This is a genomic window from Paenibacillus sp. CF384 (genome assembly GCF_900106745.1).
In the GTDB taxonomy this organism is placed as follows: Bacteria; Bacillota; Bacilli; order Paenibacillales; family Paenibacillaceae; genus Paenibacillus_Z.
In genome coordinates this window covers 42,813-64,059 of the sequence record NZ_FNNV01000027.1, presented here as the reverse complement: position 1 = coordinate 64,059, position 21,247 = coordinate 42,813, and the positions used below count along the sequence as shown (strand labels likewise).

General features: G+C 48.0%; 21 protein-coding genes. 16 read left to right on the top strand and 5 right to left on the bottom strand.

Features of this window, described 5'->3' with window-relative positions; translation table 11 throughout:
* Nucleotides 1–633: 633 nt before the first annotated feature.
* On the bottom strand, nucleotides 634–1,905 hold the full coding sequence (locus tag BLW29_RS28980) for a BaiN/RdsA family NAD(P)/FAD-dependent oxidoreductase (protein WP_256209039.1): 1,272 nt from the start codon (nucleotides 1,903–1,905) through the stop codon (nucleotides 634–636).
* 243 nt (nucleotides 1,906–2,148) lie between these two features.
* Here BLW29_RS28980 and BLW29_RS28975 point away from each other — a divergent pair, with 243 nt between their 5' ends.
* From BLW29_RS28975 to nadE, 6 genes are all read left to right on the top strand, one after another.
* Nucleotides 2,149–3,840, top strand: a complete 1,692-nt coding sequence (locus BLW29_RS28975; protein ID WP_143044477.1) for a two-component system sensor histidine kinase NtrB — start codon at nucleotides 2,149–2,151, stop codon at nucleotides 3,838–3,840.
* Nucleotides 3,841–3,852: 12 nt separating this feature from the next.
* Nucleotides 3,853–4,527 carry a hypothetical protein gene (locus BLW29_RS28970; protein ID WP_090986256.1) on the top strand — a complete coding sequence of 225 codons (675 nt, stop codon included), beginning with the start codon at nucleotides 3,853–3,855 and terminating at the stop codon, nucleotides 4,525–4,527.
* A gap of 46 nt (nucleotides 4,528–4,573) precedes the next feature.
* Nucleotides 4,574–4,711, top strand: coding sequence for a hypothetical protein (locus BLW29_RS31590; RefSeq protein WP_177186857.1), 138 nt, complete (start codon nucleotides 4,574–4,576; stop codon nucleotides 4,709–4,711).
* Nucleotides 4,712–4,723: 12 nt separating this feature from the next.
* Nucleotides 4,724–5,146: a DUF3905 domain-containing protein gene (locus BLW29_RS28965; protein ID WP_090986254.1), complete on the top strand. Its 423-nt coding sequence runs from the start codon at nucleotides 4,724–4,726 to the stop codon at nucleotides 5,144–5,146.
* 97 nt (nucleotides 5,147–5,243) lie between these two features.
* On the top strand, nucleotides 5,244–5,678 hold the full coding sequence (locus BLW29_RS28960) for a BrxA/BrxB family bacilliredoxin (RefSeq protein ID WP_090986252.1): 435 nt from the start codon (nucleotides 5,244–5,246) through the stop codon (nucleotides 5,676–5,678).
* A gap of 21 nt (nucleotides 5,679–5,699) precedes the next feature.
* Nucleotides 5,700–6,509 carry an ammonia-dependent NAD(+) synthetase gene (nadE, locus tag BLW29_RS28955; protein ID WP_090986250.1) on the top strand — a complete coding sequence of 270 codons (810 nt, stop codon included), beginning with the start codon at nucleotides 5,700–5,702 and terminating at the stop codon, nucleotides 6,507–6,509.
* A 694-nt stretch (nucleotides 6,510–7,203) separates the two neighbouring features.
* Here nadE and BLW29_RS28950 read toward each other — a convergent pair.
* Nucleotides 7,204–7,881 (bottom strand): DNA-binding response regulator, encoded by a 678-nt coding sequence (locus BLW29_RS28950; RefSeq protein ID WP_256209037.1) that lies wholly within the window; start codon nucleotides 7,879–7,881, stop codon nucleotides 7,204–7,206.
* A 239-nt stretch (nucleotides 7,882–8,120) separates the two neighbouring features.
* On the opposite strand from BLW29_RS28950, the gene BLW29_RS28945 reads away from it, so the two are divergent.
* The 4 genes from BLW29_RS28945 (at nucleotide 8,121) to BLW29_RS28930 (ending at nucleotide 10,778) form a co-directional block, all read left to right on the top strand.
* Nucleotides 8,121–9,224, top strand: coding sequence for an SGNH/GDSL hydrolase family protein (locus BLW29_RS28945; protein WP_090986248.1), 1,104 nt, complete (start codon nucleotides 8,121–8,123; stop codon nucleotides 9,222–9,224).
* Between the two features lie 28 nt (nucleotides 9,225–9,252).
* Nucleotides 9,253–10,038, top strand: a complete 786-nt coding sequence (gene modA, locus BLW29_RS28940) for a molybdate ABC transporter substrate-binding protein (RefSeq protein ID WP_256209036.1) — start codon at nucleotides 9,253–9,255, stop codon at nucleotides 10,036–10,038.
* 35 nt (nucleotides 10,039–10,073) lie between these two features.
* Entirely contained in the window at nucleotides 10,074–10,469 is a 396-nt protein-coding gene (gene acpS / locus BLW29_RS28935) for a holo-ACP synthase (RefSeq protein ID WP_090986247.1), read from the top strand.
* An 84-nt stretch (nucleotides 10,470–10,553) separates the two neighbouring features.
* On the top strand, nucleotides 10,554–10,778 hold the full coding sequence (locus BLW29_RS28930) for a hypothetical protein (protein ID WP_090986245.1): 225 nt from the start codon (nucleotides 10,554–10,556) through the stop codon (nucleotides 10,776–10,778).
* A 71-nt stretch (nucleotides 10,779–10,849) separates the two neighbouring features.
* Here BLW29_RS28930 and BLW29_RS28925 read toward each other — a convergent pair whose 3' ends face one another.
* Complete coding sequence (locus BLW29_RS28925) at nucleotides 10,850–11,131, bottom strand: c-type cytochrome (RefSeq protein WP_256209038.1); 282 nt, start codon at nucleotides 11,129–11,131, stop codon at nucleotides 10,850–10,852.
* Nucleotides 11,132–11,367: 236 nt separating this feature from the next.
* Between BLW29_RS28925 and BLW29_RS28920 the strand changes: the two genes are divergently transcribed.
* The 4 genes from BLW29_RS28920 to BLW29_RS28905 all read left to right on the top strand — a co-directional run bounded on the left by BLW29_RS28920 (nucleotide 11,368) and on the right by BLW29_RS28905 (nucleotide 14,868).
* Nucleotides 11,368–12,204 carry an AraC family transcriptional regulator gene (locus BLW29_RS28920; RefSeq protein WP_090986242.1) on the top strand — a complete coding sequence of 279 codons (837 nt, stop codon included), beginning with the start codon at nucleotides 11,368–11,370 and terminating at the stop codon, nucleotides 12,202–12,204.
* A gap of 33 nt (nucleotides 12,205–12,237) precedes the next feature.
* A complete protein-coding gene (mutY, locus tag BLW29_RS28915) occupies nucleotides 12,238–13,557 on the top strand; it encodes an A/G-specific adenine glycosylase (RefSeq protein ID WP_090986240.1) in 1,320 nt (439 codons plus the stop codon).
* Between the two features lie 68 nt (nucleotides 13,558–13,625).
* The gene (locus BLW29_RS28910) at nucleotides 13,626–14,258 is read left to right on the top strand and encodes a bifunctional 4-hydroxy-2-oxoglutarate aldolase/2-dehydro-3-deoxy-phosphogluconate aldolase (protein WP_090986239.1); all 633 of its coding nucleotides are present in this window, start codon (nucleotides 13,626–13,628) and stop codon (nucleotides 14,256–14,258) included.
* A 106-nt stretch (nucleotides 14,259–14,364) separates the two neighbouring features.
* A complete protein-coding gene (locus tag BLW29_RS28905; protein ID WP_090986237.1) occupies nucleotides 14,365–14,868 on the top strand; it encodes a GNAT family N-acetyltransferase in 504 nt (167 codons plus the stop codon).
* A 259-nt stretch (nucleotides 14,869–15,127) separates the two neighbouring features.
* Here the strand turns inward: BLW29_RS28905 and BLW29_RS28900 are convergent, their stop codons facing one another.
* Nucleotides 15,128–15,919, bottom strand: coding sequence for an SDR family oxidoreductase (locus BLW29_RS28900; protein WP_090986235.1), 792 nt, complete (start codon nucleotides 15,917–15,919; stop codon nucleotides 15,128–15,130).
* A 158-nt stretch (nucleotides 15,920–16,077) separates the two neighbouring features.
* Between BLW29_RS28900 and BLW29_RS28895 the strand changes: the two genes are divergently transcribed.
* The gene (locus BLW29_RS28895) at nucleotides 16,078–16,953 is read left to right on the top strand and encodes a LysR family transcriptional regulator (protein ID WP_090986233.1); all 876 of its coding nucleotides are present in this window, start codon (nucleotides 16,078–16,080) and stop codon (nucleotides 16,951–16,953) included.
* A gap of 243 nt (nucleotides 16,954–17,196) precedes the next feature.
* On the opposite strand, the gene BLW29_RS28890 is transcribed toward BLW29_RS28895, so the two are convergent.
* A complete protein-coding gene (locus BLW29_RS28890; RefSeq protein ID WP_177186856.1) occupies nucleotides 17,197–18,390 on the bottom strand; it encodes a GGDEF domain-containing protein in 1,194 nt (397 codons plus the stop codon).
* 561 nt (nucleotides 18,391–18,951) lie between these two features.
* On the opposite strand from BLW29_RS28890, the gene BLW29_RS28885 reads away from it, so the two are divergent.
* Nucleotides 18,952–21,204, top strand: coding sequence for an AraC family transcriptional regulator (locus BLW29_RS28885; RefSeq protein WP_090986230.1), 2,253 nt, complete (start codon nucleotides 18,952–18,954; stop codon nucleotides 21,202–21,204).
* Nucleotides 21,205–21,247 lie beyond the last annotated feature (43 nt).

Here is a 21,247-nt window from a genome sequence, read left to right as displayed (position 1 = left end):
TCCATTCATTACCTAACCCCGCAACAACGCGAGAAACGGTACTATGAGCAGCTCCAGGTCGTTTGATGTGTGTCTACTTCCTTGACAGAGGTACAAACTCGCCAGAAATGTTGCTTAGTTGGCAACATTTTAATTATCCAATTTGGAGAGTGCTCCTTTTTGGCTTGGTTTTGGTGCTGAGAGTTCGATTTGGCGACTCTCAGTTGCCGGAGCGGGGGATAAGAGGTTAGTTTGGTAGCTGAGAGTAGGATTATCCGACGACTCTCAGCTGCAATTTGGCTTGGTTTGGCTCTGAGAGTAGGATTCGGCGACTCTCAGCAGTCGGAGCAGGGGATAAGAGGTTAGTTTGGAAGCTGAGAGTAGGATTATCCGACTCTCAACTGCAATTTGGCTTGGTTTTGGCTCTGAGAGCTCGATTCGACGACTCTCAGCAGCAGGAGCGAGGGGTAAGAGGTTAGTTTGGTAACTGAGAGTAGGATTATCCGACTCTCAGTTGCAATTTGGATTGATTTTGGCTCTGAGAGCTCGATTCGGCGACTCTCAGCAGCCGATTTTTCGCATCAGCACATGCCTTTATGTCTGTAAACACAAAAATGGTGGCACTGGGTTCGTCCCTGTTGCCACCATTTCTATTTAGACGGTCTGCATCGCAGCATGACTCCCCGCGGTATAACCGGTCGAGAAAGCTGCCGTGATATTGTAGCCTCCTGTGTAGCCGTGGATATCCAGAATCTCGCCGCAGAAGTAGAGTCCTTCCTTGCATTTGGACTGCATCGTCTTCGGATCGATTTCTTTTAAATTCACGCCGCCGCCCGTAACGAAAGCTTCCTCGATCGATAAAGTTCCATTCACGTAAATCGGGAATGCCTTCATCAGCTGGCTGAGCTCGCGCCACTCTTGTTTTGGAATATTATCGTAGGTGACATAGGGGTCAAGAGTGGTTCGTCCGAGCACAATCGGAAGAATCCGTTCAGGCACGAAGCCTTTGAGCACATTGATAATGGCTTTCTTGGATTCCGATTTGGCCGCACTTAACGATTGATTATAGAGATCCTCTACACTCAAGTCCGGGAAAAAGTCGATCGTCAGTTGAACAGGAGCTTTGGTCTTCACCCGCTGCTTGACGACGAATTGACTGCAGCGAAGCACGATCGGGCCGGAGACGCCAAAGTGCGTAAACAGCATGTCGCCTCGGTGCGTTATGATCGATTTGCCTTTCTCGTTATGCACGCTGAGCGCGACATCTCTTAACGCAAGTCCCTGAATCTCTCGTTTGACGATAAAATCTTCCTTCGACGTCAGCGGTACCTCGGTCGGGAATAACGGCGTAATGGTGTGTCCGGCAGCTTCAGCCCATGCGTAGCCATCTCCGGTCGAGCCTGTGTGGGGCACCGATTTGCCGCCGACAGCGACGATTACGGCGTTGCCGTCAATTCGTTTGCCGCTGGCAAGCTTAACGCCAAGCACTTTTTCTTCATCATATAGCACGCTCGCAACCGGCGAGTTGACCAGCAAGTCCACATTGTAGCGTTTCACTTGGCCAACCAAGGCATCGACTACCGTCTTCGCTTTGTCCGAAACGGGGAACATGCGACCGTTATCTTCCTCCTTGAGCGCGATGCCCAGTCCCTCGAAGAACTCGATAATCTGTTTATTGGAGAAGTTACTTAGCGCGCTGTGCAGGAATCTTCCGTTGCCGGGAATGTGCTTAATCAGCTCATCGGTATCTTTATTGTTCGTCACATTGCAGCGTCCGCCGCCGGAGATGCCGAGCTTGCGCCCCAGCTTGTCCCCTTTGTCGAGCAGCAGGATTCTGGCTCCCAGCTTGCCGGCTGCCACAGCAGCCATCAGACCGGCAGAGCCTGCACCGACGATGATAATATCATAGGGTTTCATTTCTACTATTCCGCCTTTATATAGTGGAAGCTTATCCACGAGATTCGCTAATTATTTACTGAAAAAAACTGCAATTTACCGTTAATTATCATACTACCCCGAATATCCGGCGTCTACTCATTAGTCAGTTTTAAAACTACCATTTTGAAACGTTGTAAATTTCGAAGACCTATGTTTTAATCGGATTAACAGGTTTTCGCTATTACATATACTGGGTTTCTAGGTGCTAGTAGGAAGGTGGGACTAGTCTTTGTGTGGAAGCTAATACTCCTGCAAATTATCGTAGCTTTAATGCCAGTATTCGCCTTTCAAGTTTGGTACGATTATTCGAAACCGCGCAAAAACATTCCCATCATACTCATCCTCATTTGTGGAGCCTGCGTCCTTCTGGGACTGGAGGTTTGTGTCGAGATCAAAGAGTTCTACTTAGATTACCATTATGCACCGCTCTTAATCGGATCGTTATACGGCGGTATAGGCGTATTGATTCCATTAGCAACGATATTCATCGTTTCGGAACTATATATGATGAATGGACTAACGGTCTGGATCGACGCGATTGGAATGCTGCTGCTGCTTTTCCCCATTATTTATAAGTACCACAAAGGCTTCCTGAACTTCTCCAGACCACGCAAGCTTAAGATCGTGATGGCATCGACTGCTGTCATTCTATTAATTCGCGCAAGCGCCTTCTTTTATTATGATTGGACCGAGCAACCAAACCTGACCTCTACTGACCTCCTATACTTCATTGGCCACGAGCTGCTCTACTTCTTGGTGATGTGGATGATGCTGACTTTTGCTGAGAATTTCATTCGCAGACAAATGATCGCATACGAGCTCAACGACATTTCCAATAACTATCGCATCGAGGTCCAGAAGCTGCAGCAATTTATTGATGAAACACCGCTTGGCGTCATCTTCGTGGATCAACAGGGGACCATCACCCATATCAACGAAATGGCGATTCACCTGCTGCGCGATAAAGTAGGCGGCAAGCGGCGTCATGAGCTGGTTGGCCAGCCGTTTACGATTATGTATGATCATATCGAGAAGGATGTCCTTGGCAGGCTGCTCTATCAGGCGCTCAATGGGCATCGACTTACGACGGAATATGTGCAGGAACAGGGCAAAATGTACGTCAATTCCGGCATCTGCGTGCGCGATATGCAAAATAATGAAGTCATCGGAGCGGCTCTCATCGCCCATGATATCACCGAGCTTAGTCGTCTACGTGATGAGATCGGTCGGATGGAACGATTAAGTTTGGTCGGCCAAATGGCGGCGAGCATTACCCATGAAATCCGTAACCCGATGGCCGTCATTCGAGGCTTCGTACAATTGATGCGGGAGCGCAGCCCGGAGCATCAACAGGAATATTTTCGCATTGTGATGGACGAGCTTGATCGAGCGAATAGTATTATTAACGACTTTCTCTCCCTGGCCCAGAATCGGATCATTGAGAAAGAAAGCTGCTCGCTGCATGATATTCTTAATGAGATCATGCCGCTGCTGTGGGCAGATGCCAATTTGCGCGGACAGTCGATTGAGCTTCGTTTGGCAGAGCGGATTCCGTCCTTAATGTTGAACGAGAAAGAGATGAAGCAGCTGATCTTGAACCTGGCCCGCAACGGGATGGAGGCGATGGATCAGCATGGCGTGTTGACGATCCAGACGGAATCGCACACCGATTATGTGGAGCTTCGCGTAAACGATAAAGGCAGCGGCATTCCCAAAGAGAAGCTGGAGCGTCTGTTCGAACCATTCTTCACGACTAAATCGCGCGGTACCGGTCTTGGTTTGCCGCTATGTTTGAGCATTATCGAGCGCCACGGCGGCGGGATACAAGTGGATTCCCAAGAGGGAGTCGGTACGACGTTCATTGTCAAGATCGACAGATCCCGCAATCATAATGAAGCCGCCGCTGCACTGAGCAGCTACTAAGGAGAACAGAACATGTCTGAAACGATCGAACTTGGCCCTTTACGATTGGATGCGATGCTGCTTGCGGGTCTTCTATCTGCGGCAGTTGGACTGGCCATGTTCAAAATATGGCTCTCGCGATCATCGCTTCAAGGCGAGACCAATTGGATGGATATTGCATTGAATGCTGTTATTTGTACGATTATCGGCTGGAAGCTGGCGTTTCTTGTTCGAGATCCGGAACTGCTGTGGGAACGGCCAAGTGCATTGCTGCTTGTACGCGGCAGTGCAACCGATACGGCTTTCGGTTTTCTCCTCGCTTGCGCGTATGTTGCTTACGCAGGCAGGAAACGTAACATCCCGCTTAAGAAGCTGCTGGATGTGTGGCCTTATGCGATTATACCCGGGTGCATCGTGTGGACGTTGTTAACGGACTTCCCCTATGCCATCCCTTATGCACTGCTCCTCGCTTGCGTGTACGGGATCTTATTTCGCACCGGCGCTTCGAGTCGGATCGGCAGCGGGGAAACGGCATCGCTTAGTCTTCTTGGCACTGGTATAGGCGGCTTGTTCGTAAGTCTGTTTGCGGCATATCCTCCCGGAACATTACCTGCATTGACCTTTGGATTGACGATGCTGCAATGGCTGTTTATCGCGTTGTCGTTCATCGGTATTTTGATGCCTCGGAAGGTACGGATTAACGGATAAGCTGTTTGCCCCACGCGCATACTAGCGGTGGAAGGGGGTGCCAGCATTGGGAAATAAACAACAGCAGCACAATGCCGGGGCTCAAGAAGCCGCAGCAAGCAATAAGCAGCGCAGCAGCGGTAAAGCACCGGAATCCGAAGGTTATGACAAGAAATTAGACGGCCCTAATCGCCCTGCGGACTAAGGGGGAATTAGAATGAGCAAGAAGAAAGATAAGAAACCTATCTCGCAAGTCGATCTGTCTTCATTCCCGCCAGCGGCCGGTAAGGACGATTCGGCATTGGATCCGTTCGAGATTAATTTTCTACCGGAATTTCAATCGGGCCGGGGGCCGCATGATCCTTTCGTCAACGAATACGGCGTCGTGATCGGCGATCATCACTATGAGTCGCCTGAGTCTCCGCTCAGCCAGTGGACGGAAGAAACGGACCCTGAAGTCATGGCAGGCAACCAATGGGTGCATCCGTATAAGGATATCGGTTTCCTGACCAGCGAGAACCTGGATTATTTTGAACAAAAGATTCCTCCGCAAGGCGGGATTTACATGCATCCGGACATAAACGTCGTCTCGGCCATTGCAGAAGATGTGGCAGAAACGGATCGGTCAAATGAGAAATAACAGCAATCGGGCGCAGGTCCGGTTGCTTTTTCTTTGCTTTCAAATAGAGCGGGGCGTATAATAGAAAGAAAATTGTACTTTTAAGGAGCGATTATACATGTCGATGTCTTTTGAAAGATATATGCTGGATATGGTGCAGCCAATGCGCGATGATTTAACTCGAATCGGAATTGAGGAGCTTCGTACGCCTGACGACGTTGCTGCTAAATTGACGGATTCCAAGGGAACTGCGCTTGTTGTTGTTAACTCCGTTTGCGGCTGTGCTGCAGGTCAATGCCGTCCAGGCGTTGCACAAGCGTTGCAGCATGATATCACGCCGGATCACCTGTACACGGTTTTTGCCGGTCAAGATAAAGAAGCAACTGCCAAAGCGCGTGAATTCTTCGCGCCGTACCCGCCGTCTTCTCCATCCATCGCCCTGATGAAAGACGGAGAACTGGTTCATTTCATTGAACGTCATCAAATCGAGAACCGTTCGGCTGCTGATATTGCTGCAGATTTGACTTCTGCTTTCGAGCGTTTCTGCCGTTAAGCGGTGTAAGGAGACATGGGGATGAGCTTGCAGGACGAAATCATTAAGCAATTGGGCGTTAAGCCCGAAATCGATCCAGAGCAGGAAATTCGCCGCCGGGTTGATTTCCTTAAGGAATACGTGCGCAAGTCCGGCACGACTGGGCTGCTCATTGCGATCAGCGGCGGGATCGATAGCGCGGTAGCAACGGGTCTCTGCAAGAAAGCAACAGATGAATTGTCCGCTGAGACGGGCAAAGAATATATGACACTCGGCGTGTTCCAGCCTTACGGTGATCAGATTGATATTGCAGACAGCTATGCAGTTGCGGAAGCATTCAATCTGAAACATCGCGTGGAGACAAACATTCAAGAGGCCGTCGATGAGATTGCCATTGAAGTGGAACACAGCATGAAGTCGATCGGCATCTCGCGCCACATCAGCCGCGGAGGCAAAGGCAACGTGAAAGCCCGCACCCGTATGGTGGCCCAATATGCGCTCGCTTTCGAGCTTAATCTGCTCGTAGTCGGGACAGACCATGCGTCCGAAGCGGTCACCGGCTTCTACACCAAGTGGGGCGACGGCGCGGTCGATATTACGCCGCTCACGTCCTTGAACAAACGGCAGGTCCGCCAACTGGCAGCTGCACTCGGCGTTCCGAGCGCAGTCGTCACTAAGGCACCGACAGCCGGCCTCTGGGATGGCCAAACCGACGAGAACGAGCTTGGCATCACCTACGATGACAACAGCTCTTACCTCGAAGGCAAACAAATCAACGATACGACTCGCGAGAAGCTCGAGAAGCAATTCATCAAAACCGCTCACAAACGTGACCCGATTCCGGGTATCTAATGCTGTTTAAACCCGCCCTGCCGGCATATTGCCGGCAGGGCGGTTTTTTTTAGTTTGGCGCAGGTGCACCGAGTGCCCGATTCCTCGTTCGTTAACTGAGAGTCGGCAACTGGAACTCTCAGCGCCGAAACTAAGTGAAAATTTAGCTAAGAGTAGGGAGATCCGACTCTCAGCCCCCAAACTAACCCCCGCTCCCCCGTTCCGTTAGCTGAGAGTCGCCAAACCTGACTCTCAACGCCAAAACCAAGAGAAAATATAGCTGAGAGTAGGAAAAGCCGATTCTCAGCCCCCAAACTAACCCCCGATCCCCCGATCCCCCGTTCCGTTAGCTGAGAGTCGCCAAACCCGACTCTCAGTGCCAAAACCAAGAGAAAATAAAGCTGAGAGTAGGAAAATCCGACTCTCAGCGCCCAAACTAACCCACGATCTCACGTTCCGGCAGCTGAGAGTCGCCAAACCCGACTCTCAGTGCCAAAACCAAGAGAAAATATAGCTGAGAGTAGGATAATCCGACTCTCAGCGCCCAAACTAACCCCCGATCACCCGTTCTGGCGCTGAGAGTCGCCAAACCCGGCTCTCAACGCCAAAACCAAAGGAAAATATAGCTGAGAGTAGGGAAATCCGACTCTCAGCCCCCAAACTACCCCCAGATCTCCCGTTCTGGCGCTGAGAGTCGCCAAACCCGATCTCACTTTTAATATCGGGCTTGATCGCGATTAACGAGAAAGCCGCGAATCGTCTTGGTACCTTTACCTGATGGTTGCAAGAGATTGTTACGGTGCATCTGATGAAGGAGTTGATAGGCTTTCTCCCTGCTAATCTGCAGCAGCTCCATCACATCCCGCGGCCGTAGTGGTCGATTCAGACGGAGGCCGTGGCGAAGAACTTCCGCCTCGAGGAGCTCTGAGGCTCCGCGCGAACGACCGTTACCGTTAGCGCCGCCAAGCCAGCGGCCCATAAACTGTTGCAGAATTTGTTCGCACGCGCGGGGCTTCTCGCTGATGTCATCGTAAGAGAAACGCAGGAGCTGCCATCCGTCGATGATTAGGTGATTTTGGCGCATTAAGGAGTTGGAGAATTGCCAACGGGAGACTTTGGCTGAATGAGGGCCGTACCCATCAATTTCGATGGCCAGCTTGATCGGTTCACGAATGTAAGCGAAGTCTAGATACCGCGTGCCGTCCTTGAAGTCAGCCACTTCATATTCGCCGAATAAATAGTCGAAATTGCGAAACGCCGGATACCACACTTGTTGCAGAAACAGCCTCTCCGCATGACCTTGCCCATCCTCTAATTTGTGCTGTTTTCCATCACCTCGCTGCCCATGCAATTGACGATCCATCCATAGTTGGTACGCAGCTTGAAACGTCATACCATTCATCCTCCCTCAAAATGAACATAAAAAAACCGCACAATCGGACAGACGCGTCCAATCGAGCGGTGTGTGCTTCACAACCTGATGATAAGATTGTACCATGGCCTAGTGACATTCACAAAGGTTTCGGACAAGTGGTATGATAAGGGAAGTAACGCAAAGCATCATGGATATGCAGCACCGCAGGTCAAAGTTGTGTGAGTTCAAATGAACCTCATGGGGAGGAAGCTCAACAAATGAATGCAGCAGTGTGGAAACATCGCAATCCATTACTACATACGCGTAGGGCACTGTCGGAGGGACAGTTGACGGTTGGTTTTATCGGTGGGTCCATCACAGATGCGCGCACACGGCACAATTGGCCGGAGCCCGTCATTGCTTGGTTGGTTGAGCAGTACCCCGCAGCAAGAATTGTTGTTGAAAATGCAGCGATCGGAGCAACCGGCAGCGAGTTGGCTGTATTCCGTGCCAAACGAGATCTAATCGATCGCGGCTGCCAGCTCGTGTTTATCGATTATGCCGTGAATGATTATGGCGATCCGTCGGATCAAAGACGGCGCACGAGAGAAGGCTTACTTCGTAAGCTGCTTGCAGATGGAGACCGCGATATCGTGCTCGCGCATACGTTTATGCAGAACATGTATGCGGTGATGAGCGAAGACGGCGTACCGGATTCGATCGCCGAGTTGGAAGAGCTGGCCGATCATTACGGGATCGGTTCAGTGTGGATGGGGCTGTATGCGCTTGAAGAAGTCCGCAAAGGCCGAATGCGCTGGGAAGAGTGGCTGCCGGACGGCTTGCATCCCACGCATAGAGGCAGTTTGAGCTACGGGCAAAGCATCATTTCTTTTCTTGAGAAAGAGCTGCTAGGTGAGGCGATCAACGCCAAATCAGCTGTGCCCGCCGCCGAGTCCCTCCCCGAACCGCTGCATCCGCAGCACTGGGGAGCCGCGGAGCTGCTGCCGCTCGCACAAGTACGAACCGAGGGACCGTGGGTCATCCGCCGCTGGCCGTTCTATGAATGGATCGACCAAGTGCTCGAGACCGCAGCGGTAGGCGCGAAGCTGTCCTTCACGTTCGAAGGTCGGGGACTGTCGCTAGGGTTTGATTTTGGCAAAATGTCCTCCGAATTCCGTTATCGGATTGACGGCGGAGAGTGGGTGACGATGTCGCGCGAGCGCCCGGATTGGTGCGAGGATGACGGCTGGTATCGAGCCTGCTTCCTGGGAGATGAGCTGCCGCAAGGCATTCACGACCTGGAGCTGGAAGTCACGCATGGCGACGGGCCGGAATGCAAAGGGACAAACTTCAGGTTGGCACATATCGGCGTCATCCGCTAACGTGCGTAACTGTATATCGGAGATGAACATGAACAGATCGATTCCATTATGCAGTTTAATCCTTATCGTACTGCTCTGCGCAATCTTGTCATCCTGCAGTAAACCGCCGCAGCAGCCGGTCGAGCTAACCATATCGGCGGCCTCGAGCTTGAAGGATGCGCTCACCGAACTGAAAACATCCTACGAAGAGAAGCATCATGATGTGAGGATCACGTATAATTTTGGTGCATCGGGCACGCTGCAGCAGCAGATCGAACAGGGAGCGCCGGTGGACCTGTTTATTTCCGCGGGCCAGAAGCAGATGGATGCCCTCCAGAACAAGGGACTGGTGGGCGTGAGTCCGATTTTGCTGCGTAATGAGCTGGTGTTGATCGTACCCAAGCAGCCCAAAGAACCAACCTTAGCCGCACCATCTGAGCTAACGGCATTAACCGCTGCCGCTTATAAAACAATTGCGATTGGCGTTCCAGAGAGCGTTCCGGTTGGAGGCTACACGAAACAGTCGCTGACAGATGCGGATATTTGGGACGCAATCGAGCCAAAGTTGGTATACGCAAAGGATGTAAGGCAGGTCCTATCCTACGTAGAGACTGGCAACGCTGACGCTGGTTTCGTCTATTTGACGGATGCCATGACATCAGCCAACGTTACGGTCGCTCTAACGATAGCATCTGAAACGCATAAGCCTATCGTATACCCGGCAACCGTAGTGAAGGGAACGAAGCATCAAGAGCAAGCCTTGGAGCTGTTAGGTTTCTTGCAAAGCGAAGATGCGGGAAAAGTATGGAAGAAGTACGGATTTATTTTGCCCTAGTGACTCCACATTGACAAGTAAGGCGGTTGACAGCAGTGATTATCGGTATTGGGCATGACATCTCATCGCTCGAGCGAATGGGCAAAATGATACAAGGCGATAGCGGCGCAAAGTTTATGCATCGAATTCTGACCGAGCGAGAGCTGGAGCTTGCCGAAGCGGTAGGCGGGAAACGGCTGATTGAATTTACCGCTGGCCGGTTTGCGGTGAAGGAAGCGGTGTCTAAGGCATTCGGCTGCGGGATTGGAAGCAAGCTTTCTTGGCGCGATATCGAGGTGGATCGGCATGAAAGCGGGAAGCCGGTGTGCCGACTGACGGACGATGCCTGGGACCGGCTTGGCTTGATGCAAGCGAAGACGATCATCCATGTCACGATTACGCATGATCAGTCATTGGCCTCGGCTTTTGTGATCGTGGAACAGCTGGATTGAAAACGGATGCATAACATCGTCACCTTAAGCCCATAATTGGAATATACCAATAGGAAGTATGCAGGGTAGAGGGACGGTGGTAGGATGACGGCTCACTCTGAACGAAACGATAAGCGTTATTACAAGAGCGGAGAGCTTGTTCCGGCAGACGGCGTGTACGGCGATGCTTGGGGCAGCTTGTTGCCGCTGCTTGCCGGCGATCTGTTTCCGACTCATCCGAAGATGGGCGCTTCCAAGTGGTCCTATGCAAGCACGTTGACTTCCGGTTTGCCTCAATTTCGAATCGGTAAGCGAAACAATCGCACATAAAGATAAAAGACCCTATGCTCTAGGGGCGTCATGCTCAAGCATGACGCCCCTGCGGCAAGGGTCTTTTTTTATTATTTCTTGGCGCTGAGCCAGCTTGCCAGCTCCTGCACTTCGTCCTCTGTAAGCTTGCCTGAGAAGGCAGGCATACCACCGCCGCCATTATTAATTTGAGCGGTGATTTGCTCTTTCGTCATCCTGTTGCCAACATGCTGGAGGTTCGTTGTAGGTCCCACCCGGCCCTGCAGTTCCGATCCATGGCACGAAATGCAATTGGATTTATATACCTTGGGCAATTTCGAGGCTGCCGTCGAAGTCGGTGAGGACGAGCCGCACCCTGTCAACAGAAGTACCATAAGCAAAGCAAACAGCGGGAAAAAGCGTGATACATCAATGTTTTGGCTGATAGAAGTGCGCATAGGCGAGCGTAATCCTCCCTCTGTTAATGGGCAAATAAGTGAGACTTTGGTAGGAGTTGCTGGGATTGCACCGTCCGTTCGGAGGTGTTCATAAGGCCGAAGTGTGCGCTATAATAGTAAAATGCGTGACACTCGCAAAAATCTGAAAAGTGGGAGACGCAGGTGAAAGGAAAATGAAACATACCTACAAGACGATCATACAGAATTATTTTCACCGATTTCAAGCGGACGTAACCATAGCAGCATTCTCTGCGCCTAAGAACGGACAGGCTCTGGAACAAATTTCAGAATTTTATAGGCTCTGGTTTATTATAGAGGGTGAAGGCGAGCTGATGCAAAGCGGCCGCTTGTACCATACCAAACCCGGACAGCTGCTGCTTCTGCCTCCCGGCAAGCAATCGTTTAAGACGGGATCGGCGCCGAATGCGGTCTACTGGTGCAACTTTCGAGCATCCATCGGGGATATGGAGATGTTCGATCTGCTTAAGCTGCCGCTCATCGTAGTGCCGAAGGAGCAGGTTCACCTGCGGACGTTGTTTGAACGGTTGATCGACGTCTACAGATCGTCGACGATGACAAGGGAGCTGCGCATTCGGGCGGCTTTGTTTGATATTATGGCTATTTATTTGGAATATGGCGGCATTAGCGAAGAGTCGCTTCAACAGGTCGAACCGCTTGAGAAAATCGACCGTGTACTTGATTATATCGAGCATCATTTGTCCGAACAGATCGGCGTGGAAGATTTGGCTAGGCTTGCGTATCTCCACCCGAATTATTTTATAGGCTATTTCAAAAATATCGTCGGTTATGCGCCAACACAATACGTGAATATGCGCCGCGTCGAGCGAGCAAAGCAGCTGCTGGAGAAGCCGGATTGCAATATTACCGAGGTGGCTCAGCAGGTTGGGATGCAGAATCATTACTTATCGCGGATGTTCAAGCAATACACGGGCGTAACGCCGAGCCGCTATCGGCAAATCTATTTGAGCAAAAAACAGAATAAAACATGAAGTGTCGTGTAGGGCTGAGAGGATGAAACAAACATGGAGTCGGAGGCTTCCCGCTATTTCAGTATCGAACTGCTGAAGTGGTATTTAGCAAATAAACGTGTTTTGCCGTGGCGAATAAATCGCGATCCTTATCGGGTATGGGTTTCGGAGATTATGCTGCAGCAAACGCGAGTGGATACGGTCATTCCGTATTATGAACGGTTTATGGAGAAATTCCCGACAGCAGCTGCGCTTGCAGAAGCACCGGAGCCTGAAGTGTTGAAAAGCTGGGAAGGGCTTGGTTATTATTCACGGGCTCGGAATTTGCAGGCTGGCGCGCGCGAGGTATTGAGCCTTCATGGCGGGGTCGTGCCGGATAATAAAGAAGCGGTAGCTGCGCTGCGCGGCGTTGGGCCGTATACGACAGGAGCGATTATGAGCATCGCGTTCAATCGACCGGAGCCGGCGGTGGACGGCAATGTCATGCGCGTGCTGTCTCGCTATTTCTGCCTGGAAGAAGACATCGCGAAGCCGTCTACGCGGATCGGCATCGAGAAGCTGGCGGCGTCGCTGATTCCCGAGGGCTCAGCGGGAGACTTCAACCAAGCGCTCATGGAGCTCGGAGCGCTTGTGTGCACACCGAAGTCACCGGGCTGTCTGACTTGCCCGGTGATGATGCACTGCGAAGGCAGGATGGCAGGCAAAGAGCACATCCTGCCGATCAAGACCAAGGCGAAGCCGCCGCGGCCGGAAACGCGGCTTGCCGCCATTATTACAGGCAGCGGCGCGCATGAAGGCAAGCTGCTCGTGCGGCAGCGGCCGGAGAGCGGCTTGCTCGCCCAGATGTGGGAGCTGCCGCATGTGCTCGCGCTGCCCGGGGATAGCGGCGGTGCCGCGAAGCGGAAAGGCCGCGGCAAAGCCGGCGCAGCCGCAGCTGCGGCGGAGCTCGAAACCGCCGCGGCTTCCATCGCCGCAGCTGCGGCGCCAACCGCCGGCGTCGGCAGCTTGATGGACCGCCACGCGGCCCAAGCCGACTATCTGAGCCGCGTGTTATCGGCGGAAGAAGGCTTGCTTGTCAGGCCGACAAGCTGGTGGGGCGAAACGGAGCATGTGTTCAGCCACATCGTATGGGACGTACAGGTATTCCGCGCGGAATTCGGATTCTGGCAGCAGCTAGCTGAGGCTGACGCGAAGGCTGCCAATGCAGGTATACCTGCATTTCTGACGGCCGCGGAAACCTCCCCAACATATGGACTGCCCGAAGGAATAATGCCGGCCAACTATCGCTGGATCGGTCCGGAGCAGATGAAGGAGCTAGCGTTCCCGAATGTGTTTGTGCGTATATTACGCGATTATTGGAATGGTTTGGATTGATTTTCGTAAAGCTCTCGTTCTACAATGAACTATAGGATTGTCCATAGTGATGAGGAGGATGCTTAAACGTGAGTCAAATGCTGGAACGATTGCAGCAAGAGAAGGTTGTAGCTATTTTTCGTTATATCGAGGATCAATATGCAGACCAGGCGGCCGAAGCGCTGATGAGCGGCGGCATTACACTGATGGAAATTACGATGAATACCGAAGGCGCTGCCGGGATGATTAACCGCTGGCGCGATAAATACGGCGAACAAGCCGGAATCGGTGCAGGAACCGTGCTGGATCTGGATATGGCGAAGGAAGCCGTAGCAGCAGGCTCCCAGTTTCTGATTTCCCCGAACTTGGATGAGTCAGTCGTGGAGTATGGTTATGCAAACGGTGTGCCGGTATGGCCCGGCGTTATGACACCTACAGAAATTGTTCGTGCATGGAAAGCAGGTGCCGAAGCGGTAAAGATCTTCCCGATGGGTACGCTGGGCTGGAAATACCTATCCGAAATCCGCGCACCGCTGGACAAAATCCCGATGCTCGCAACGGGCGGCGTCGATCTGGACAACATCGCGGACTACTTCAAAGCCGGCGCATGTGCGGTCGGCATGGGCAGCAAGCTTGTGAATTTGGATTGGGTGCGCAGCGGGCGGTTTGACCTGCTGACGGAGCGTGCGCGTCAGTTTGCCGATGCAGCTAAAGCTTTGTAAACGACCAATTAATCAAGAATGAAAGCGTGGCAGCCTGCCGCGCTTTTTTTTTATCTCTCCGTCAATTTCTCTGTTGGCCGGCAATAAACTAAATGGGGTGATTGAAATGGAAAAAAATAGGAGTGTTATCCAAGTGCTCGCTCCTTCAACCAACGAGGATCGCGAATGGATGAAAGAGCTTTGGGTCAACGAGTTTGGTGGCGAAACGGTAATCAGCAAAGGAAAGGAGCATCATCTCCGCGACGTGGAAGCGCTCATTGCTTGGATGGATGGTGAAAGAGTCGGAGCAGCCACTTATCGACTATCAGAATCAGACGATTACTGTGAATTGACGGGTATTAATGCGGTTATCAAAGGCAGCGGTATTGGAAGTGAATTGTTAGCTGTTGTCGAACAAATCGCCAAGCAGGCTGGACTAAAACACATTTGGCTCATTACTACAAATGATAATGTAGATGCGTTACGGTTTTATCAGAGGCTTGGGTACCGAATTGTAGCCTTTCATCCAAACGCAGTTGATGAGGCAAGAAAGCGCAAGCCGGCAATCCCGCTTATCGGATTTTACGGCATTCCCCTGCGTGACGAAATTGAACTTCAGAAATTGCTATGAGCGCAGCGCATGAACCGCCTTCTCGCGAAGGCGGTTTTTGGTCTGAACGGACGTTGAAGGCAAAAAAAGAGGCCTGCGGCATCTCCGCAGGCACTAGAGAAACATATATTTTAAAAGGGGGGTCATGTGACTTATTATATAGAGCGATTATGAAGAAAAGATGAGGAGAGTATGAAAGAAGTATGAAGGGAATATTACAATTCGATTACGTGCGTCAATACGAAGCAATCGCTTCGTGCATTACGATTAGAAGTGACTATTAAACGGTCGGCACTGTACCACCGTCAATGACATACTCGCTTCCTGTAATGGAGGCTGAGCGATCAGAAACCAAGAAAGCGGCAAGCTCCGCGACTTCCTCAGGTAGGCCGGGACGACCAATTGGGATACCACCGAGTGAGTTCATAAGTTCCTGTAACGCCGCTTCTCGACTACCAGCGACCGTCGCGATCCGGTCAATCATCCGATCTGCTGCTTCCGTTTGAATAAATCCCGGCGCAATCGTATTGATACGAATCCCCTTTGGCGAAAACTCCTTTGACAGTCCTTTGCTGTAGTTGGTCAACGCCGCTTTTGATGCAGCATACGCCAAAGTCGTTTCGTATAGTGGCAATTTTCTTTGAATGGAGCTCACATGGATGATGACTCCTTTACCTTGCTCTACCATCATGGGTAGTAACCCTCTGTCCAATCGAACAGAACCAAGCAGATTCATGTTCAACGTTTCTAACCAATCTTCCTCTGTTAAGGCTAATGCCCCTCCTGGAGGTGTAGAGGCACCGCCAACGGTATTAATAAGAATGTCGATACCGCCTAACTTTTCTTTAACAGCTTCAACAAGGAACGCGGTGCCTTCGGGCTTCGTTATATCAGCTTGAATGAAGTGGACACCGTCGATATCGTAATCAGTCGGGATCGTACGCGCCGTTGTAAGCACTGTGGCTCCGGCTGCGGCCAACCGTTTTACGATAGCATAGCCCATCCCTTTTGTTCCTCCCGTTACTAATGCCCGTTTACCTTGAAACTCGTTCTCATACGAAGCGAAATTCATACTTGTATATCCTCCTTGTACGTTATCATGGTGTGTGGTTAAACTGTACATATGAATCATAACAACGCATGTACGATGAGTCTAATGCATGATTTCTATGATTTATATGATTTTTTTTCATGTATAATAGATAACAGGAAATTTCACAGGAGGATTGTATGGAGCTTACACAATTAGAGTATTTCTTGGCTGTTGCCCGAATGGAGCATTTAACGAAAGCTTCAGAAAATCTATCAGTTACACAGCCAGCACTAAGTCACTCGATTTCAAAACTAGAAGCGGAGCTCGGTGTACCTTTATTTGAACGAAAGGGCAGAAATCTGCAAATTAACCGATACGGTACAATGTTTGCAAAGCGTGTGGAGAAAATACTGAAGGAGGTAGAGCGTGGAAAACAGGAAATCGAGGAATACTCAAATCCTAACTCAGGTTTCATTCATCTTTCTTATTTAAATATCTTGGGAGTTGATTTAATTCCACACCTCATCCGAGAGTATCAGCAAGCCAATCCCCTCAATACGTTTAAATTGTTGCAAGGTGACAAGGGATTAATTATAGAACAGATTGAGAGCGGCGATTCGGATATTATGATTACCTCTGAAAGACCTGTGGATGATACTTTTGCGTGGATGCCGATGATCTCGATGCCGCTGTATCTAATAGTATCCTCCGAGCACAGACTTGCAGATCAGAAATCCATCAGCTTGAAAGAGATAGCCGGGGAGCCGTTTGTAGGCTTAAAACAAAACTGTTCACTCAAGGATTCACTCCTTGCCCGAGTCCATCATACGAATTTCACTTTGGCTTCTACTTACGATGCTGATGATTTACCGACAGTGGCGGGATTTGTCTCGGCCGGCCTCGGAGTATCTGTATTGCCAAGAACAGCTGGATTGGAACTAAAGGGTTTAAACTGGATCAATATCCAGGATAAAGGTTGGGTTTGGGAAATTGGTCTGCAATACAAAAAGAATAGGTTCCTTTCACCGGCTACCCAGCGATTCATTAGCTATCTGGAGGCAAAGTTCAATTAAGCCTTATCATAACTAGTGGATTGGCTGAATCACACTATTATCATTAATTTTATTAATGGATCTTATTGAAAATATAAAACATACAAATAAGCCTCTCGTGACTATAGTTGTTTTATGAAAGCAGCAATTCATAGGGATTGCAAAAACAAAAGTGCCTATCTTCTCGTTCTGCCACGGCAGAATAAGAAGATAGGCACTTTTAAGTAGGTTGAAATTTATGGTTAACGATCTCGATTACGTTCGTTAGAACGAAGCAATCGCTTCTTGAAGCTTATCGGATTGGCTGCGAAACACACCATCTCTCCCATTGCTCTTTGCAGTGTAAAGCGCTTTGTCGCAGGTTGCATATAATGTCTCCAGCTGCGTGTGCTTATTCGGAACTATGGTGAGCACGCCTATGCTAATCGTATAAGGTACCAGCTGACTCTCACTGAGCGAGCCGCCGCTAAGCGATTGTTTAATTCGTTCGGCTAGTTCGGTGGATTCGGCTTCATTCGTTCCCGGGAGCAGAAGTCCAAACTCATCGCCCCCATACCGGACGAACAAATCCTCGCTGCCTAATAGTCGCTTCACCTGTGATGCCAAGTCTTGCAAGACTAGATCGCCAACGTGGTGGCCATAGGTATCATTAATGGATTTGAACCGATCAATGTCGAATAGCAGATAGGAAACAGGTTTCTCCTTCTTCGCAAACTGAGCAAGAGCCAGCCTCGCTTGAATTGTAAATGTTCTGCGGTTCAGCGTTCCTGTCAAATCATCGTAGCTCGCTAACTGGACTAGTTCCTGATTGGCTTTCTCCTTCAAAAGCAATACAAATGCCGTACTCCCTATAACCGTAAGCAGGAATATCCCCAATATCGAAATCAATTGAAAGATTCCCGGAACGAAGAAGCTAGCTGCTTTCACGGATTGCAAAGCAATGATTCCTCTAACGAAGAAAACCATAATTGCAATCATATATAAACTGCCCGTAACTCTCCTAAGGACAGTTGTTTCTCGCTCAAGCACGAGCCGACTGGCTGGAATTATCAAAGCCGCTATGGCCCAAGAGATATAGGCAATGCGTATATATTCCTTGTTATACAGTAGGATGATTAATTGAAAACCGATAATGCTGCATATCGTCAAAATCGTTAATCTTTTGTTGGTCTTGAGTCCAATCGGTTTATGAAGATTCAAGAGGGTTACTATTTCGATGGCAGTCCCTACTAATAGAATAGAGTTCGCCAAACTGATGGTGATAAATTCCGGTACGCTGTCTCCTCGAAGCGCCATGCTAAACCAGGCCATAATTTGCAAGCATTTCGCCAAGAGGTAATTCTTGATCGAAGCTAAATTCGTACGATCCAGCCAATAGGCGCTAGCAAGCAGTAACGCTATCAAATATCCAATTCCAAGCGCAATAATAATCGTGCGTACATCTAAATATAAATTCATGTTGTGCACCTGCTTAAGTAGGAATAACGATTCCATCTGATTATAACAAATACTGATGGCGTGTATATACACCTGTATTGGAAGCGCTCTGCAGTTCGGCTTAACATGAAGTGGATTGAATTCTTACAAAATAATTACTCAATTCCATCGCTTTCTACTATTCGCTGCGGAAAGTCTCTTAAAAAACAAAGAGGCCTGCGGCATATCCGCAGGCACAAGAGAAAATATATAATAAAGGGGGGTCATGTGTTTATTATAAGGGCTTAATATGAAAGGAATATGAAGGGAATATTACAATTACATTACAAAGTTAAAATTTGGAGGTGAAAGTTCCTTACTTTTAATTTTGTATGGCTTGGTGAGAGAATGTAGTCTTCCACTAAAAAAAGGAAATCAGATCTATATTCTAGAACAAGTATTCACAGATAAATTTGGTCCAATACAGAAAATCATTGAGGTTACTTTTCCGAAGTAAATTATAAATGGAATGACATCCTTGTATCTCGTGGCGTATTTGCTGAGCATCAAATTAGCTTAAGAGATGAGGTGTAGAATATACATATGGACAAAGAGTACCGGACTAATAGGAATGAAACGTTCCTTAAGAATTTATTCTCATACTTCTTAATTATCTTTATAAGTATCATAATTAGTACTGCTGCTTATCTTATTTCTGTGCAGATCATCCGGGATGAGATAGATAAAGCACATTATAATTCATTAAATCAAGTTAAGCGCATTGTGGATGACAGACTAAGCGAAGTCAGCAAACTTTTTCTTCAAATAGGCTTGGATCAAAGAATTCAACTAGCGATGAATTATGGCGCCAGCCTTAAGCCCGGCGAGATCTTCAACTTGGCACAGATACAAAAGGATTTGCTGAAGTATAAACTCACAAATCCCATCATTAAAGAGATATATATTTATTTTAGTAATAACAAAATCATATTATACGATGATGGGAAGTTTCCATTGGATGCACTGGATAAAGCTGAATTCTCCAGTAATTCTACTTTAACCAGACAATGGTTGGAAGGAAAAGAAGTTGGGTTTATTCCATATAAGGCTAATAACTTGCAAAATGAAATTGTTTTTATGGAATCTCTGTCCATTCCCAGAAAAAAGAATATGTCAGGGAAATTAATTGTAGTTTTCGATAAGAAGGTCATAAATCCTTTGATCGAAGGATTGAAATGGATGGATGAAAATGAAATTTTGATTGTTGATAAAAATAATAGAGCTTTTCTGTTTGGAGAACAAAACGACTCTTCCCGTTTAATAAGTGAGGCAAACTTCGATAATCTTACATCGACTACTAATAGTAAAAAATACGTCACTTCACATGTCACATCAAATATTACCCAATGGAAATATATATCGGTCATACCACGACATATCTATTTCGGAAGGGTAAACCAAGTAAAGAGTGTAATATATGTATCCCTGTTTCTGTGTTTGCTATTTGGAGGCTTAGTTGCCTATTTATTTGCGTATAAAAATTATAAACCAATGAATAAATTAATCCAATTTATCAGGAGTGATATCAAGCATTCTTATGCTAGAGAAGAAAACGAATATGATTTTATAAAAAATGTTTTGGAAAAAGTGTACAAAGAAAAAGAAGTGATTAATGTACAGATCTCAAAACAGCGGGACAAGTTAAGAAACCAGTTTATGACTAAGATGGTTAAGGGGAAGCTTCACCTTGACGGGATTGAGGAAATGCTTGCATTATATGATATTCAGATCTCCAACGATAACTTTTATGTGGTCATGGTATTTTATGAAATCAGTAATCTTAACTTGGATATGGCTAATTTTATTGTGCAAAATATTGCGGAAGAATTAGTAAACGAAAAATTTCGAGGTTTTTATCTACAAGATGATGACTACAGTATTTGTTTGGTTGATGTTGGGAAAGAAGATTTGCACGGTTCGGAAAGAGATATAAAAGCTATTGTACAACAGATTAAAAAAATCAATCAGGAGAAGTTCGGAATTTTCCTTTCTGTTGCTATTAGTCAATATGAAAAAGGTTTTTCTGGCATTTCCCAAGCTTATAAAGTAGCTGTAGAAGTTATGGAATATCATATTTTGATGGGCCGAAGTGAAGTTTTATCCTATAGCGATTTGCAGCGATATAATAATAAAGTTCATCATCATTTACTTCATGATGAGCATCAGTTTATTAACTATGTTTTGGTTATGGATTATGATAACGCTAAAAGGATATTTAATACCATCATACAGGAATGGTTCATTAATGATATGCCTTCATTTCAACTAGCCAAATGCAGAATGTACAGCATTATTAATGCTCTTATCATTGCCCTGAAAGAACTGAAGAGATCATATGGGGAAGAGTTTATTCAAAATAATCAGCTTATCGATCGTTTACTACAATGTGAATCTTTAAGCGAGCTGAAACATGTAATTGATGAAATGATGGATCGCATCGAGGTGTATTTTAAGAGGGATGATCCTTATAAGAGCGAAGAAATTCATAAAAAGGTGATGTCTTATATCAAAGAGCATTATAGTTTGCAGGAGCTTAATGTTTCCAAGATTGCTGATGAATTTCAAATAGACGTACCCTATTTATCAAAGTCCTTTAAGAAAGGTACTGGAATTGGACCATTAAAGTTTTTACATATGATAAGAATTGATAAGGCTAAGGAGTTATTGGTAAATACGAATACGAACATAAGGGATATTTCTACTGAGGTAGGATATATAAGTACGGTAAGTTTTACAAGAGTATTTAAACAATATGAAGGTATTACACCAGGAGCTTACAGGGATATTATGAAGTAATATAGATATTCCCGATGTTTGTGCAGAGGACAAGAATCGTATG